Below are 16,531 nucleotides of genomic sequence, written 5' to 3'. Positions count from 1 at the left end.
ATCCTCCTAATCTCTAAGCTCTTTTCCTGTCAAATTTAAAAATACTGATTCTAAATTTGGATGTTTTTCATCAATTAATTCTTCTTTAGTCCCTTTAGCAATAATTTTTCCTTCATCAAGTATATATATTTGTGTGCAAATATACTCAACTTCTTCCATATAGTGAGAAGTATAGATAATAGTTTTACCTTCTTTACTTAAATTAACAACCGTATCAAGAATATGATTTCTTGACTGTGGGTCTATTCCAACTGTTGGTTCATCTAGTATAATAAAGCTTGGATCATGAATAAGAGCAGCACCAATATTTATCCTTCTTTTCATGCCACCCGAATAATTCTCCACTTTGTCCTTAAGCCTATCTGTAATTCCAATTATTTCAGAAACAATTTTAATTCGCTCTTTTAATCTAGCCCCCTTTAATCCATATAAACTTCCCCAAAATTTAAGATTTTCGTATCCACTTAGTTCGGTGTAAAGGGCTATATCTTGTGGCACTAGACCAAGTTCTTTTTTTATTAAACATTCCTTATCATGATTATTGATATTCTTATAATAGACCTGGCCTGAATCTTCTTTTAATAAAGTTGATATAATAGATATAAGTGTTGATTTACCTGCACCATTTGGACCAAGAAGTCCAACTATTTCACCCTTACTAACATTAAAACTAATATCATTTACAGCTTTTACATCGTTAAATTTTTTATATAAATTTTCAGTTCTTAAAATTTCCATTATTTCACCTCTATTTTTTATTAAATATATTTTTGTAAATACTTGGTATACCTTTTGAAAGTTCATTTCTCGAAATAAATGTATTTTCATCATATTTAGGGAATACTATATTTTGATTTTTTTCAATATTAAATAATTTTGAAGAAAAATTCATACTAAATTTTTTAATATATTGATTATCACCGCTAAAATTAAAATATATTTTCATATCTTCTTTTACAATATACCCGTCTATGTCAATATAGCTATTTAATTCAAATTTTTCTATATTGATTAACTCAATATATTTTTTTATCTCCATTACACTTTCCTTAGATAAATCCTTATTTGCTATTTTCATTTTTGCATTACTCTTAAAATCAACATCTTTATAAAGAATTTCAAACGTTTTTAAAAGTAACTCTTTCAACAATTTATCACTATACTTAATTGTATATTTTTCAGCTTTGACTTCTCCTTCAGGAGTATTTATAAGACTTTTATTTCCTTTTAATACATCATTTTTTTTAATTGAATCATTCCAAAGCGCTTTAATCGCTCTAATAGATTCTTTTGAAATTAAATTATTAGAGTATGAAGTAATTTCACTTTCGCTATATGCACCCATTTTCATTAGGTCATCCAAATAAATATATTTATCAACCATAGGAAGTTTTACAAATGCTCTTTTATCATCATCGTAATAAGTAACATTAAAACCTAATCCACCAAGTTTCACATAAATATCTGAAGTCGTTTTATTAACATCACTTTTATTTTTCTGCTCAAGATAAAAATCACTATACATATTCATTTCATCTGCTACTTCTTTAGATAAGCCTTCTCTATTAAAATCAATCTTAGTATTTAAAATAAATTCACCTGAACTTTTAGATATTCCATCTGTTTTTTCAACAGCTTTTTTATAATTACCATATGTTTTATCGCTGCAACCTGTAAGCAAACTACCTAGTATCAATATTAAACATAAACTTATTAATATTTTTTTTGATTTTTTCATATTTTCTTCCTCCTATAAAATTTTAAAGTTAACTTTAATTTAATTTTTTAACATAATATATTTAAACTATACTAGCATTATATTTCTTTATAGAAGATATATCTTCTAACTAAAGTAATAAATATTTTTATTATAGTGACTTTTTTCCTAAAAAAAAGAACCGGTTAATTTTATTTAAACCAAGTTCCTTTTAAGCGCATAAATAGCAAGCTGAGTTCTATCTCTTAATTCTAGCTTATTTAATATCCTTGTTATATTATTCTTAACTGTACCTTCGCTAATAAATAGGTCTTTTGCTATTTCACTATTATTTTTTCCTTCAGTAATTAATTTAACAATATCAAGTTCTCTTGAAGTAAATACTTCTTCTAAATTATCTTTGTTTTTTATTTTATCACTCAAAACAGTTGTGTCTTTAATTTCACTTGATACCTTAGAAAACTCACTTGCTAGTTTTAAAGCAACATTAGGTTCAAAAGTTGCACCACCATTATATACAATTCTTATAGCCTTTGATATTTCACTTGGCTCAGTATCTTTAAGTAAATAACCACTAGCTCCATTTTTTATTCCATCATATATGTATTCATCATCACTAAATGTTGTTAAAATTATTATTTTTACAGATTTAAAGTCTCTTTTAATTATTTTTATTGCCTCTATTCCACTTAGAAGTGGCATTCTAATATCCATTAATACAATATCAGGCAGATGTTTTTTTACTAACTTTATTGATTCTGATCCATTTTTTGCTAGTCCTACTACTTCAATATCATTTTCAAGAGAAAGTATCATGCTAAGTCCTCTAGAAATTATTTCTTGGTCATCTACAATCAGTACTCTAATCATCTTTCCTCCATTTTTAGAAAGTTGGAATAAATCCACTTATTTTAAAGCCGTTTTCACTTTCAAATTCAATATATCCAGATAGTTCTAAAACCCTTTCTCTCATAGATTTAAGACCAAATCCAATTTCCCAATTTTCTAATACTTTTCCATTGTCCTCTATAAGTATATTTACTCCTTTGTTTTCTTCTATTATATTAATACTAATTTGACTTGCATTTCCATGTCGTATACTGTTTGTTAAAGATTCTTGAATAATTCTATATATACAACTAATAATTAAATCATTTCTTGTATATAATTCGATTTTTTTATCTATTTTAACATTTGATTTACTTATAAAATCTCCAATCAATTTTTCTATACCATTTATATCAAAATATTTAAGTGTATTTACAGCGTTTCTAACTTGATTAAGAGATTCTCTCACTTCTTTTTTAATATTAACAGTAAGATTAATAGCTTCAGTATCTTTGGCATCAATTTTTAAAGAAAGCATTTCAAGTTGCATTATTGTAGCCATCATATTGTGGCCAAGTGTATCATGAATTTCTCTTGCAATATTTGTTCTTTGTTTTTGAAGTTTTAACAATGCATCTAACTTTGAACTCTCAATTAATTTTTTATGTGAGTTTTCAAGCTCTTTTAAAAGCTTCTCTTTATTTTCCTTTTCTATTTTATAGTATTTAAGAAAAAGAATACTTGATACAACTAATACACTTAAAATCAAGAAAAATACCATTTCTGCTATAGTGTTAAAGTTTAGGGCGATAGTTAATAAATTTACATATTTAATAAGTGATGTTAATACCGCAAGAATTGATATAAAAAGTGCAGATTTGATTTTTAGGTTTAGCGTACAGTCAATAATTGTAATTAGATACAAACTATGAAAAATATAATTAATATAATATCTAGAATAATATTCAATTAGAAAAATAATCAATATTTCTATAACAAAAGATATTATGTAAAATAATTCTTTTTTTCTAAAAATTTTTTTACTTATATTAAGTAGTAAAAAAGCACTTATAAATATAATATATAGAGTTAATCTTTCTTTACTCATATTCTCATAAATAATACCAATTCCAATTAGAAAAATAAATACAAGTAACTTAATAATAGTAATTTTTTTCTTTCCTACAATCATTATATGCACATCCTTAAATTGCTTTAAAAAAAAAGCTGAAATATTACTGAATCCTCCAGTAATTAATTTCAACTATTCTTTACTATTCTTCATATAATCCCAAACTTATAAGAAGAGCATCATCTACTTTACTCATAGTTTTTTTATCAAGCGTACCAAGTTTTTGTAAAAGTCTTTTTTTATCAATTGTTCTTATTTGTTCAAGCAAAATTACTGAATCCTTTACTAAACCTACAGCATCTTTTTTTACTTCCACATGAGTTGGAAGTTTTGCCTTAGTAATTTTTGCAGTAATAGCGGAGATTATAACCGTCGGACTATATCTATTTCCAATATTGTTTTGAATAATAATAACAGGTCTTTGTCCACCTTGTTCTGAACCTACGACAGGACTTAAATCAGCAAAAAATACATCCCCTCGTTTTATTATTTTATTCTTTTGAGCCATTTTGTTCAAGTTCTCCTTCATAATCCTCTAAAGAATATAAATCAGAACTCATTCCCATTTCAGCAAAAGATAAATTGATTTCAGCCATATTTTCATAAGCTTTTTTAACTGATTCATCTTTTTTATTTTTAAAATTATGTTGCATCAATAAGTTCCTCCTCGATTTTTTAGAATTTTTATTAAACTCTAATAATTCTTTAGGTAAATTTATTTTAGTTTCCTTAAAATACCCCATCAATACACCCCCACACATCTTTTAAATGAGCTAAAAAGCTCTATGTAATGTTTAAGTATATATAAGCTGATTTATAATTTAAAAAATAGATATTAATATTTATATTAAATCTAAAATATAATCTCTAATTTTTTTAACTTTACCATGTTCTATGTATACCCTAGGAACTCTCTTATTAATCATACAAACTACTTCGTAATTAATTGTTCCTATATACTTAGATACTTCGTCAATAGTAACTTCATTTCCTTCTTTTTTTCCAAATAAAATTACTTCATCTCCAACTTTAGCTGATGTTCCTGTTAAATCAATCATACATTGATCCATACAAATTCTACCTACTATTGGCATAATTTTACCATCAACAATACCTTTTGCTTTTCCAGTATACATTCTTGTAAACCCATCAGCATAGCCAAGTGGAAGTGTTCCAATTTTCTTTTTTGAATCTGTTTTATAAATAAGACCGTAACTAATACCAGTATTCTCTTCAACTTCTTTAACATGTGATAATTGCGCTTTTAAAGACATAACTTCTTTAAGATTCACATTTTTCTTAATCACATCATTTGAAGGATAAAGTCCATATAGCATGATTCCAGCACGTACCATATTAAAATTAAGATCTTTCATATCAATAATAGCAGCACTATTTGAAACGTGTTTAATTGGTATAAATATTTCTCTTTTTTCTAATTCTTCTATAATAAAATTATATTTTTCTACTTGTCTATAAGTATATTCTTTATTTTCTTCATCTGCAACTGCGAAATGTGTAAAAATACCCTCTATTTCCACATTTGTAAGCTTACTTATTTTTTCTATTTCTTCTACTGTTTTTTCACTAATTTCCATACCGAGCCTATTCATACCCGTATCAAGCTTTATATGAAGTTTAACTTTTTTATTAAGTTCTTTTGCTGAGACTGAAAAATCAATTGCTTGAGAAAGAGAGTACACTGTTTGAGTAATATTGTTAATTATAACATCTTTTGCAGAATAAGTCGGAGTGTAACCAAGTAGTAGTATTTCAATATCTTTAAACTTACTTCTAAGTTGAATCGCCTCAGAAAGAGTTGCAACAGCGAATCTATCAGCTCCATTTTCTAATAGAGTATCCGCAATTTCAATCGCTCCATGGCCATAACCATCCGCTTTTATAACAGCCGTAACAATAGTACCTTCTTTTACACTTCTTTTAACTTCTCTAATGTTATTTGCTAAATTATCAAGATTAATTTCTGCCCATACAGGACGAGTTAAATTATTAATTTTCATTATTTCGCTCCTCTTTAATTCAATTATTTATTTGTATTGCATGTATTTTTTATATTAGAATTTAATATTTTTTTATAAATTCATTTTTATATAAGTATTACTATCTATTTTTCGTTTAAATTTGTAAGGTTTTTTAAAGCATAGGCAAGACCATCAACAATATCTCCAGCAAGAAGACCATATTCTCCTCTTTTTTCAGCCATTAAATCTCCAGCCATTCCATGAAGAAAAACTCCTAATATTGCTGATTTATACACTTCTATTCCTTGTGCAATAAAGCCTGTAATTATTCCTGTAAGTACATCTCCACTACCTGCAGTAGCCATTCCAGGATTTCCATTAATATTTACATATACTGATCCGTCCGGAGTAGCTATAACTGTTCTAGAACCCTTAAGCACTAATACAACTTTCCATTTTTCAGCAAACTCATTAGCTATATGAATCGGATTTTTGTTTATTTCATCTATTGAATATCCTGAAAGTCTTGACATTTCGCCTGGATGAGGAGTTAATACAATTTCACCTTCTCTTTCAAGTAGCCATTTAATATTTTTAGAAAGTGCATTAAGTCCGTCAGCATCTATTACAAGCGGTGCTTTTACATCTAAAATACTTCTTCTAACAGTTTCAGAAATTTCTGATGTATTTCCACAACCTGGTCCAATTGCAAGTACATTTACACTATTAGAATCTTCAACAATTCTATTTATATGATTTATTCCAATTACACCCTTTCTCATCTCATGAAGTGGAACTGTAACCGTTTCTGGAACACTTAACGTTATCAATGTATTTAAACTCTCTGGAATGTATAATTTAAGAAGGCCAAGTCCACTTCTAAGAGCCGCTTTACAAGTAAGTATTGCAGCACCTGTAAGTCCTGAAGAACCAGCTATTATATTAGCTTTCCCATAATTGCCCTTATGTGAATCTCGCTTTCTAAGCATTAAAAAATTTTTAGCAAATTTTTCTGTAACTATTTGATACTTTAGTTTCTTTTCGTTAATTGCTTTAACAGGTATGCCAACAGTTTTAATGATAAGTTCATCTGAATAACTTGAACCTGGGTACATTATATTTCCTATTTTAGGAAGAATAAAAGAAACTGTCTTATCTGCTCTAACACAAGTTCCATAAATATGACCATCATTTGAGTCTACACCTGAAGGAATATCTACACTAATAACAAATTTTTTATATAAATTTATTCTTTCAATTGTACCTATATATATATCAGATATTTCTCTATCTATTCCTATTCCAAAAATTGCGTCCACTATATAAGGACATTTTTTAATCATTTTTTCAAATTTAATAAGTCCATTTTGCTCACTTATATTTTCAATTTGCATATCAATTTTTTTAAGTATATCAAAATTAATTTTTGCGTCGCCACTTATATTTTTAGGATTTCCAACAATAAATACTGTAACCTTGTATCCAAAGTTTTGAAGATGTCTTGCTACTACAAATCCATCTCCACCATTATTTCCTGTACCTGAAACTACAACAAATTCATCTGTATCTAAATTTGCTTCTTTAATTTCATAAGCAACACTACTTCCTGCATTTTCCATAATTGTGATGCTTTGAATTCCATATTTTTCATAAGATAATTCTTCTATTTTTTTTATATCACTACTTAGCGTTAGTTTCATTATTTTTGCCTCCAAGTCCAATACAATTTGCAATAGCATAAAGCTTCGAATGAGAAATACTAACTAAAATTTCATTTATATTTTTTTCATTTGCACTAACTTTTGCACCATTATGTAAAAGTACATATGGCTTTCCAAAATCATTTCTTAGAACTTCTATATCTATAAAATTAAATCCCCTAAAACCCGTTCCAAGAACTTTACTAACTGCTTCTTTAGCAGCAAAATTTCCTGCTATAGTTTCAGGATTATTATTTTTTGATATAAAATAATCAATTTCTTTAGCTGTAAAATTTCTTGAAATAAATCTATAATTTTTAATAGATTTTTTTATCCTATCAATTTCAATTATATCAACGCCTAATCCATTAACCATAATTACTCCTTAAATACAATATATAATGTAATAATTTTATCTTAATAAATGCATTAATACAATAAAATATCGTAATATTAGAGAAATTTTAATTTTATTTTTTAAACCACGTTAAAAAATAATCGAATATATCGGACAAAATTAATACTTTAAGTACAAAACAAAATTATGTAAAACAATTGCACAAATATATAATTTGTGGTAATATTTGTTTGTAATTGTTTTTATACTAAACATATATATGTTAAAATAGGAGTTTCTAATGAATAATAAATCCAAATATAAATTTCTTTCTTTTATACTAATAATTGTTATATTACTTACATCTTGTAGGATAAACACTATAACTAATCATAGCAACTCAAGCGAAAGAAAAATTATTTCTGACACTGATTTCATTTCTAATTTATACACTCTAGAACGTAATACTCCAAAAAATTATCATTTAAATGATTTAAAAAATGTTATTAGTAGAAAACAAACTTCTAACAATTTTATGCTTATACCTCTACTTATGTCTGAAAACATTTCAAATATTGCAAATAAACTAGTAAAAAATAATAAAGGACATTATATTTTAAATATAATGGATTTTTCTACTTTTCATGTATTTCATGTTCAAAATTATAAAAAGTTTAAAAATAATTTGGATAATTTTTTCAATTACGATTCAACTGATCATTTTAATCCAATTAAATCTGTCGATAGCGAAACTATGAAAGCACTTTCTCCTAACAATTCATATTACTTAGGCTTTTGCGAAGATATTGCTTCAATTTATTTTTCTTCACTTTTAGCTAGTGGAATTAAAATTGATGATATTACAACTGTCTTTGTTGATAAACACGCATATGTCGTATTTAAATACAATTACAACTATTATTTACTGGATTCTATACTATTTAAAATTAATTTAGAAAATAAGTCTACTATTTCAAAAATGTTTGGATCTAATTATCATTATGTTCATCCATTAAATTTTCCACTAACAAGAAATAAAGAACTACTTTCACTATTAGATAAACCATTGGTTGAAAATTTTAAAGATACTCACAAGACTAACTTTTACGAACTTTATAACGTTAAATATGATTTAAAATTTTATAAAGATAAAAACAAATTAAAAGCAGACCTTTTTTCTTCAAATGAATTTGAAAGCTTAATTAACAACGTTTTTAATACGACTATTCATTCAAGTGGTAAACAAAATTCAGTTGATTATCCATTTTTAGAAAAATCAATAAGGGACTTTGATAGTGCAAAGGACTACAATGAATATATTGTTAAATCAGTCTATGAATTAAGTAAAACAGATAAGAATCTAGAACTTGAAAAATATGCTTTTAGAACTCTTATAGTAAATCATCCTGAATATTATTTAAAAACTAAGCTACAAACTATTGAAAATAAAGACTCAAAAAAGGACTATCTAATTAACTTTTTTGATACTTTTAATAGTGAAAAAGATTTTCTAAATTATCTAAAAAATATAAAAAATTCATCAATATACTCTGGAAAATATAAAAGAATAATGGACCCTTCAGTTGTTGCATGCACTAAGATAGGTTCATCAAAAGATAGAGCCTTATTACTATTTTATTATCTAAAATATCATAATGAAACTTCTAAAATAATTTTTACAAATAATGATACTTATATTCTTAAAGAAAATGGAGTTATAATTAGTCTAAATGAATCGAACTATGTTAATAAGATTAGTGGTGATATTTGGCTTATGATGGATGAAAGAAAGGTATACTATCCTAAAATAGGACGAACTGAAATTGATCCTAATGGTATTTAGATAAATAGTAAAAATGATGCTACATATAAATGCTAACTTTATCACTCTTCTTAGTAGAATTTACTATTACTATGTTATTATTGAATAGGAACAATATATATAATTATTTCAATAGACAAACCAAAGGAGAGCGATATTTTGAATACATTTTTTAATAAAAAAGATATTATAAACACTGATTTTCCTATTATAGAGCAAATTATTGATATAATTCATAATGTACCATCTTTAAACTTAGATCTATTAGATTCTAAAGAAACTGTAATATGTATTGTAGATATGGTTAAAGGATTTGCAATTAATGGTATATTAAGCAGTCCAAAAATTAATAGCTTAATTGCTCCTATTGAGAATTTTGTAAAATATGCTACTTCAAAAGGATTCACTACTATAGCATTTTTAGATCAACATACAAAGGATTCTATCGAACTTAAATTTAGACCTTCACATTGTCTTAAAGATACATTTGAAAGCGAGTTAGTTGATGAACTTAATAATTTAGGAATTACTAAGATTTTTCCAAAGAATTCTACAAATGGTTTTGTTAATGACAAATACCAAAAATGGCTTAAAGAAGAAGGAGCTATCTATAGAAATTTTATTGTCGTTGGCGATTGCACAGATATATGTATATCACAATATGCTCTAACTCAAAAAGCTTTTTTTAATGAAAATAATATAGATAATAGAATTATTATACCAATAAATATGATTGATACATATGACTTTGAAGTTCATAATGCAAATTTAATAAATATATTTAGCTTATATCAATTCATAGACAACGGACTAGAAGTTGTAAAAAAAATAACAGGTGGCGATAATAATGACAAAATATAATAATAGAAGAATAAAAGCAGAAACTTTTCAAATAGATCCAAGAGTTAAACAAGGTTGGTTTTCTGATGAATATCTTAATAATACTTCAAGAATACTTTATGAAATTTCAAAGGAAAATTATAAATTTGGAAATAATTCAAGTGACCTTAACCATATTGATGTAACTAATGTTGAAAATGGAAATATAGAAGTAGAAATGCAATTTTTTACTAGAAGAAAACCACTAAGTTTAGTAGTTGGAATTGATGAATCACTTGCAATACTAAAAACTAGCACTGGTTACTTTGATAAAGAAAATAATTTCATTAATACATTTAAAAATCTAGAAATTGAAGCAGTTGAAGATGGAAGTATTGTCACTTATAATGGAGACGTAACAAAAGTTAAACCAATTCTAAAAATTCGTGGTCGATACAGGGACTTTGCGTATCTTGAAACTGTCTTACTAGGAGTTCTATCAGAACCAACAAGAATTGCAACTAATGTTTATAATACTTTGGTTGCAGCAAATGGTAAAGAAGTTTTATTTTTTCCTGCAAGATTTGCACATTATAAAATGCAAGGAATTCATGGCTATGCGCACAAAGTTGCCATTGAAGCTTACAATAAAAATTACAAAGCTAATCTATCTGCATTTGTTTCAACACAAGAACAAGGTTCATGGTGGGGAGGAAAAGGCGGTGGAACTGTGGCACATGCAACGATTGCAGCTTTTTTAGGAAACACTTCCGAAACAATGATGCAATTTGCTAAAGTAATGCCTGTTACTACTAATAGAATTGCACTTATTGATTTTCATAACGACTGTATTGGTGAAGCTCTTTCAGTTATGAAAAAAATGTTTTATAAATATTTTGAGCTTTATAGCAAAAAAAAATATAAAGAAGCAAAAAAATATGAATTATATGGAGTTAGACCTGACAATAGTAGCAATATGATTGATAAATGTATCGAAGAACCAGCAAATGATGACGATTATGGTGTAAATGCAAAACTTGTTTGGCGACTTAGAAAAGCAATAAACAATGCCTATTTAGATTGGGACACTATCAATAATTCAACTAATAATAATGATACTATTACTGCAAAAACTTGGTGTGAAAATATTAAAATAATAGTAACTGGTGGATTTAATGTTAAAAAAATAAATAAATTCGAAAAACTTGGTGTTCCAGTTGATATTTACGGTGTTGGGTCAAGTTTACTCACAAATGATAAAGATTCAAATAATGATTATACAGCAGATGTTGTTAAAGTTAAAATTCATAATACATGGCATAACCTTTCGAAAGTTGGAAGAAATTCATCAGATAATGATGAACTTATAAAAATAGAAAAATAGAATTATTTTATATATTGAGTTTTTCATGAATCAGATAAATGAATTTCTAAGATTCAGAGGGAATTTTTACTCCCACTGAATCTTAGAAAACATAATCCAGGGCCTTTTTAGAGTCCTTTATCCCCCACTTTTTTAAGAAGTGGGGGTATTAGAGCTCTAAGGCATCGGATAAAAATGGATTTTCTATGTAAACATTTCTTCTAAAAGTGTATACACAGAGAATCCATTTAATTTTATTAATTAAATTACTTGACTATTACTAGCTGATCTTGTACTATTACTATCATTTTTCCGATGGCAAAATAATCCTAAAATAATATCTATCATCACTATTTTTTAAGTACAGTATCTTTCCACCTAGACCACGTTTAATATAAGTATATGCGAGGTGAAGTTCTAAACCACTACTCCCTGTTTCAAATGAATTAAAAGTAAAGGGTTCAAAAATATGTTCTCTATCTTCTGCCAATATAGGTTTGCTTTGATCGTAATAATCAATAATAAGATTATTAGTTTCTAATTTAGCAACCACTCTTATCATATTTACTTCAATATTTATAGCATTTAATAATGAATATTTCACTAAGTTTTCAAATACTTCTACTAATGTTTTTGTATAAATAGAAAATTCTATATTTTCATCGCAATCTACGCTCCAATATAAAGTCAACTTATCACTACATCTTTTCTTTATATAATTAAAAGTTGAATCTAAAAATATTTTCATATTCACTAAATTTCTATCAAATGTCTGCGTATTAACTAAAATATTTTGAAGATCTCTAATAAGTTCAGATGAAATATCTATACTAGATGATGCAATTTTTATTGATTTCTCCATCTCATTAAAATTATCTATAAATTTTTGCTTAGATAGTTTATTTTCTTTAAAATTATCTTTAATTTTTTTAATTAATGATTCAACAAATGAAGTAGACATTTTCGCATTTCCAAGTGGAGTATTCATCCTATGCGATATTTCAATAAGCAAATGGCTAATCGCCTCAAATTTTTGAGTTTCAACAAGCAACTCCTGAGTTGCTTTTAAATTTTTAAAAGAAATTTCTAGTTCATTATTCATTTCTTTAAGCTCATTCGTTCTCATCTCAACTAATTCTTCCAAATTACTGTTATAGTCTGTAATTTCTTCAAATGATTTTTTTTGCCTTATACGCATTTCTTCAACAGATTTAGCAAGTGTCCCAACTTCACTTATATCTTTTAATAAATACTTTGGAATTTCAATCTCATAATTTCCTTTTCCTATAAGTTTAATTCTAGAGGTAACTTTTTCTAAAGAGTTGGTAAGTTTAAAACTTAAATAGTATACAATAAATGCAGTAATTGTGCTTCCAATAATAACAAGAGTAATCATATATAGTAATTGTTTTTTTATAACATTATATATTTCTTTTTTACTTGCGGTTATTGCAATAACCCATCCATTATAAAGCTTTGAAAATGCCATTATCTTCTCGTCTCCATCAATCCATGTGTATTCAATAATACCCTTTTCTCTTTTATCAATATAATCTGACATCCATTTATAATTACCATTATCAATAGTCTTTAAATTATCATGTTTATCATAAACAGGATGTATTAAAAAATCATATTTACTATTGGTAAGAATTGCATATCCTGTTTTATATATATTAAGATTTCTTATTTCATTCTCAAATTCTTGATAAATAAAATCAGTTCCAACTGCACCTATAAATGTATCATCAATAAAAATTGGAAGAGAATAGCTTATCCACCATATACCAGTTCCAAATAATTGCGAAGTCGGATATGGATCGGTCCAATATGCTTTTTTTTCATGCATTGGCTTGAAAAACCAATCTTTATTTATCTCTGTTTTATAAAAATCCTTATTAGATTCTTTCATTTTTTCTGTTTTTCCATCCCTATTAAGATCAAAATACCAAATATCATGTACTTCGTCTTTTTTTAAATAAGGACTAAAATATATCCATGCATCTCCGTATCTATCTGCTGTCATACGAATAAAAGGCTCTATAGAATCTCTATATTTATCGTAGTAATCATCGTTTTTATAAAACTCATCTAAATCAAATGTATTTCTAACATACATTTCAATATTTTCAGCAACAGTTTTTTTCTTAAGAAATTCTGAGTCAAGTTTTTTAGCATACCCTACTGTTAAATTCATTAGTTTTTCTTCTGACTCTGATTTCATAAGCAGCGAACTATAATTGCTCGTTAAAATAAGAAGAATCACTGACAATGATATAGAGCAAAATAATACAACTAAAACAATCTTTGTTCTTATCTTTTTAATATTCATTAGCAATCACCCTCCTATAGAGGATTAATACCCAAATTCATATAGATAAATAACATATTTATTTATTACGAAATATTAACTAATTTTGTTAAAATATATTATAACAATATGTATAACATTTATAATATAAGAAAACTAGAAAAAAATATATCTCCACAAAATTATACAACACCATATTTTTATGAATATCTTAGTTAAAATTATAAAATTTTTTATTAATTACACTTTTATACATATTTACAAGTGCAATTTTTTATATTATAATGAAAATCGATTGAAAATATATTAACAAACAGGAGGGAAAATGTCACTACTAAAAAACAAACTAAAAAATTTTACTACTCACACTAATTTAGACCCAGAAAGTATTAGTGAAGAAAGCGAAAATAACACAAATAAGCGTTCTTCAAAACTAAAAACAATCAAAACTTTATTAATACTTCCGCTTATTATTATTTCTATTATTTTTGTTACATCATTAGCATACACAGTTGATGAGACTCAACAAGCTGTCGTAACAACTCTTGGTAAAGTAACAGATGTAAAATCAGCAGGACTTCACTTTAAACTTCCATACCCAATTCAAAGTGTAAAAAAGGTTGCAGTTAATAAAACTCAAAAAATGCAAATTGGTTATGCAAGTACAAATAATTCTGAAAAATCTTCTCAAGTAAATGACGTTGTAGCAGAATCTAAGATGATTACAGGAGATTTTAATATTGTTAAAATTGATTTCTTCATTGAATGGAAAATATCTGATCCTGTTAAATACTTATATAATTCCAATAAACCCATTGATACTCTAAGAATGATTGCACAATCATCTGCTAGAAGTATAGTTGGTTCTAAAGGTGTTGATGGTGTTTTAACAGTTGATAAGCCAATAATTCAAAATGAAATTAAAGACAAAATGCTTAAAAAATTAGAAAGTTACGATCTTGGAATTGCTGTTCTTGATATTAAAATTCAAGATAGTGAACCTCCTACTGAAAAAGTAAAAGCTGCTTTTAAGAATGTTGAAACTGCAAAGCAAGAAAAAGAAACAAGAATCAACGAAGCACTTGAATATAAAAACAAAACTATACCTGCGGCTGAGAGTAAAGCTGATAAATTAGTTAGAGATGCCGAAGCATATAAAGCTTCTCGTATAAATGAAGCAAACGGTGATGTAGCAAAATTTAATGCTATGTATACTGAGTATGCAAAAAATAAAACACTAACTAAAACAAGGATGTATCTAGAAACCATAGAAAAGGTGTTTCCTGATATGACTATCTATATCGAATCTTCATCAGGGGATGTACAAAAAATGTTGCCTTTACAATCTTTTATTTCAAATAATCTAGATGAAAATACAAAAACGGTTGAAGATAAAGGAGGCAATTAAATGAAAAAATTTAAAAAAGTAAGTTTAATAGTAATAGGAATTATTATGTTTTTCGCTATAACAGGAAGCTTTTATCAAGTTAAGGAAAATGAATTCGCTTATGTAACACGTTTTTCGAAATATATTGGCATAAAAAAAACAGCAGGACTAAAATTTAAATTGCCAATCCTAGATAAAGTTAGAAAAATACCTAAAAATCGCATGATTTATGATATAACTCCTTCCGATGTTATAACAGGTGATAAAAAGACCTTAGTCGTTGACAACTTTGCCGTATGGCAAATTAACGATCCATATCTTTTTATGAAAACTGTAAGTAGAATATCAGAAATGGAAAATCGTTTAGATGCTGTTGTTTACAATGCGGTAAAAAACAAACTTGGAACTATGAAGCAAACTTCAATCATAAATGCAAATAATAGTTCAATTGATGAAGTAAATACTGCAATAACAGAGCAAGTAAACAAACAATTAAAAAGCTACGGAGTATCTACTATCGCAGTGGAAATAAAACGCTTAGATTTACCCTCTGACAATGAAAATGCAGTTTATAACAGAATGATATCTGAAAGAAACCAAATGGCGGAAAGTTTTAGGGCAGCTGGAAAACTTGAAGCTAGTAAAGTAGTAAACGAAACTGATAAAGAAGTTGGAATTTTACTATCTAAGGCTATAGCTGATGCTGAAGAATTAAAAGGTCAAGGAGAAAGTGAATATATGAAAATAATTTCAAATGCATATTCGACAAAAGACCGATCTGAATATTATAAATTTGTAAGAAGTTTAGACACACTTAAAATAGTTATGAAAGGCGATAAAACATTATTTTTACCTTCTGATAGCTATATTGTCAAAGTTTTGAATGGAAAAGAATAGAAACTTCTAGCCTATACAGTAAAGTTTTTTGGAAAAATTCGTTTTTTACAAAGCTAATAAAAAAGCTGCCAATTCCTATCTTAAATGAATTTCTAAGATTCAGAGGGAGTTTTTACTCCCACTGAATCTTAGAAAACATAATTCAGGGCCTTTTTAGAGTTCTTTATCCCTCACTTTTTTAAGAAGTTGGGCTATTAGAACTCTAAGGCATCGGATAAATAGGAATTAGCAGCTTT

At 26.7% G+C, this 16,531-nt stretch carries 15 protein-coding genes; 5 read left to right on the top strand and 10 right to left on the bottom strand.

Features of this window, described 5'->3' with window-relative positions:
- Positions 1-6: 6 nt before the first annotated feature.
- The 9 genes from AACH12_RS02980 to acpS all read right to left on the bottom strand — a co-directional run bounded on the left by AACH12_RS02980 (position 7) and on the right by acpS (position 7,735).
- A complete protein-coding gene (locus AACH12_RS02980) occupies positions 7-738 on the bottom strand; it encodes an ABC transporter ATP-binding protein (protein WP_338536591.1) in 732 nt (243 codons plus the stop codon).
- Positions 739-748: 10 nt separating this feature from the next.
- Complete coding sequence (locus AACH12_RS02975; protein WP_338536590.1) at positions 749-1,738, bottom strand: hypothetical protein; 990 nt, start codon at positions 1,736-1,738, stop codon at positions 749-751.
- A gap of 174 nt (positions 1,739-1,912) precedes the next feature.
- Positions 1,913-2,587: a response regulator transcription factor gene (locus AACH12_RS02970; RefSeq protein ID WP_338536589.1), complete on the bottom strand. Its 675-nt coding sequence runs from the start codon at positions 2,585-2,587 to the stop codon at positions 1,913-1,915.
- A gap of 13 nt (positions 2,588-2,600) precedes the next feature.
- Positions 2,601-3,737 (bottom strand): sensor histidine kinase, encoded by a 1,137-nt coding sequence (locus tag AACH12_RS02965; RefSeq protein ID WP_338536588.1) that lies wholly within the window; start codon positions 3,735-3,737, stop codon positions 2,601-2,603.
- Between the two features lie 82 nt (positions 3,738-3,819).
- A complete protein-coding gene (locus AACH12_RS02960) occupies positions 3,820-4,185 on the bottom strand; it encodes a type II toxin-antitoxin system PemK/MazF family toxin (RefSeq protein ID WP_338536587.1) in 366 nt (121 codons plus the stop codon).
- Positions 4,169-4,420 (bottom strand): hypothetical protein, encoded by a 252-nt coding sequence (locus AACH12_RS02955; RefSeq protein WP_338536586.1) that lies wholly within the window; start codon positions 4,418-4,420, stop codon positions 4,169-4,171. The genes AACH12_RS02960 and AACH12_RS02955 overlap by 17 nt, the downstream gene beginning before the upstream one ends.
- A gap of 99 nt (positions 4,421-4,519) precedes the next feature.
- Entirely contained in the window at positions 4,520-5,698 is a 1,179-nt protein-coding gene (alr, locus tag AACH12_RS02950; protein ID WP_338536585.1) for an alanine racemase, read from the bottom strand.
- Positions 5,699-5,802: 104 nt separating this feature from the next.
- Complete coding sequence (locus AACH12_RS02945; RefSeq protein ID WP_338536584.1) at positions 5,803-7,359, bottom strand: NAD(P)H-hydrate dehydratase; 1,557 nt, start codon at positions 7,357-7,359, stop codon at positions 5,803-5,805.
- Positions 7,340-7,735: a holo-ACP synthase gene (gene acpS, locus AACH12_RS02940; RefSeq protein WP_338536583.1), complete on the bottom strand. Its 396-nt coding sequence runs from the start codon at positions 7,733-7,735 to the stop codon at positions 7,340-7,342. The genes AACH12_RS02945 and acpS overlap by 20 nt, the downstream gene beginning before the upstream one ends.
- 262 nt (positions 7,736-7,997) lie before the next feature.
- Between acpS and AACH12_RS02935 the strand changes: the two genes are divergently transcribed.
- The 3 genes from AACH12_RS02935 to AACH12_RS02925 all read left to right on the top strand — a co-directional run bounded on the left by AACH12_RS02935 (position 7,998) and on the right by AACH12_RS02925 (position 11,721).
- Complete coding sequence (locus AACH12_RS02935) at positions 7,998-9,539, top strand: hypothetical protein (protein ID WP_338536582.1); 1,542 nt, start codon at positions 7,998-8,000, stop codon at positions 9,537-9,539.
- A 138-nt stretch (positions 9,540-9,677) separates the two neighbouring features.
- A complete protein-coding gene (locus AACH12_RS02930; RefSeq protein ID WP_338536581.1) occupies positions 9,678-10,379 on the top strand; it encodes a cysteine hydrolase family protein in 702 nt (233 codons plus the stop codon).
- A complete protein-coding gene (locus AACH12_RS02925) occupies positions 10,366-11,721 on the top strand; it encodes a nicotinate phosphoribosyltransferase (protein ID WP_338536580.1) in 1,356 nt (451 codons plus the stop codon). The genes AACH12_RS02930 and AACH12_RS02925 overlap by 14 nt, the downstream gene beginning before the upstream one ends.
- A gap of 283 nt (positions 11,722-12,004) precedes the next feature.
- Here the strand turns inward: AACH12_RS02925 and AACH12_RS02920 are convergent, their stop codons facing one another.
- On the bottom strand, positions 12,005-14,032 hold the full coding sequence (locus tag AACH12_RS02920) for a Cache 3/Cache 2 fusion domain-containing protein (RefSeq protein WP_338536579.1): 2,028 nt from the start codon (positions 14,030-14,032) through the stop codon (positions 12,005-12,007).
- Positions 14,033-14,336: 304 nt separating this feature from the next.
- Here AACH12_RS02920 and hflK point away from each other — a divergent pair, with 304 nt between their 5' ends.
- Together hflK and hflC are read left to right on the top strand one after the other, a co-directional pair.
- The gene (gene hflK, locus AACH12_RS02915) at positions 14,337-15,419 is read left to right on the top strand and encodes an FtsH protease activity modulator HflK (protein ID WP_338536578.1); all 1,083 of its coding nucleotides are present in this window, start codon (positions 14,337-14,339) and stop codon (positions 15,417-15,419) included.
- Positions 15,420-16,295: a protease modulator HflC gene (gene hflC, locus AACH12_RS02910; RefSeq protein WP_338536577.1), complete on the top strand. Its 876-nt coding sequence runs from the start codon at positions 15,420-15,422 to the stop codon at positions 16,293-16,295.
- Positions 16,296-16,531 lie beyond the last annotated feature (236 nt).

The sequence above is a fragment of the Helicovermis profundi genome (genome assembly GCF_033097505.1).
GTDB classification, from domain to species: Bacteria; Bacillota; Clostridia; order Peptostreptococcales; family Acidaminobacteraceae; genus Helicovermis; species Helicovermis profundi.
Note: the sequence above shows the minus strand (reverse complement) of the source record. Positions and strands in the feature narration are given on the sequence as shown.

What these genes read in the sequence shown, in the direction of transcription:
- hflK (WP_338536578.1), top strand. Translation starts at nt 14,337, where the DNA reads ATGTCACTACTAAAAAACAAACTAAAAAATTTTACTACTCACACTAAT.
- AACH12_RS02960 (WP_338536587.1), bottom strand. Translation starts at nt 4,185, where the DNA reads ATGGCTCAAAAGAATAAAATAATAAAACGAGGGGATGTATTTTTTGCT.
- AACH12_RS02935 (WP_338536582.1), top strand. Translation starts at nt 7,998, where the DNA reads ATGAATAATAAATCCAAATATAAATTTCTTTCTTTTATACTAATAATT.
- AACH12_RS02975 (WP_338536590.1), bottom strand. Translation starts at nt 1,738, where the DNA reads ATGAAAAAATCAAAAAAAATATTAATAAGTTTATGTTTAATATTGATA.
- alr (WP_338536585.1), bottom strand. Translation starts at nt 5,698, where the DNA reads ATGAAAATTAATAATTTAACTCGTCCTGTATGGGCAGAAATTAATCTT.
- AACH12_RS02955 (WP_338536586.1), bottom strand. Translation starts at nt 4,420, where the DNA reads ATGGGGTATTTTAAGGAAACTAAAATAAATTTACCTAAAGAATTATTA.
- AACH12_RS02965 (WP_338536588.1), bottom strand. Translation starts at nt 3,737, where the DNA reads ATGATTGTAGGAAAGAAAAAAATTACTATTATTAAGTTACTTGTATTT.
- acpS (WP_338536583.1), bottom strand. Translation starts at nt 7,735, where the DNA reads ATGGTTAATGGATTAGGCGTTGATATAATTGAAATTGATAGGATAAAA.
- AACH12_RS02980 (WP_338536591.1), bottom strand. Translation starts at nt 738, where the DNA reads ATGGAAATTTTAAGAACTGAAAATTTATATAAAAAATTTAACGATGTA.
- AACH12_RS02920 (WP_338536579.1), bottom strand. Translation starts at nt 14,032, where the DNA reads ATGAATATTAAAAAGATAAGAACAAAGATTGTTTTAGTTGTATTATTT.
- AACH12_RS02945 (WP_338536584.1), bottom strand. Translation starts at nt 7,359, where the DNA reads ATGAAACTAACGCTAAGTAGTGATATAAAAAAAATAGAAGAATTATCT.
- AACH12_RS02970 (WP_338536589.1), bottom strand. Translation starts at nt 2,587, where the DNA reads ATGATTAGAGTACTGATTGTAGATGACCAAGAAATAATTTCTAGAGGA.
- hflC (WP_338536577.1), top strand. Translation starts at nt 15,420, where the DNA reads ATGAAAAAATTTAAAAAAGTAAGTTTAATAGTAATAGGAATTATTATG.
- AACH12_RS02925 (WP_338536580.1), top strand. Translation starts at nt 10,366, where the DNA reads ATGACAAAATATAATAATAGAAGAATAAAAGCAGAAACTTTTCAAATA.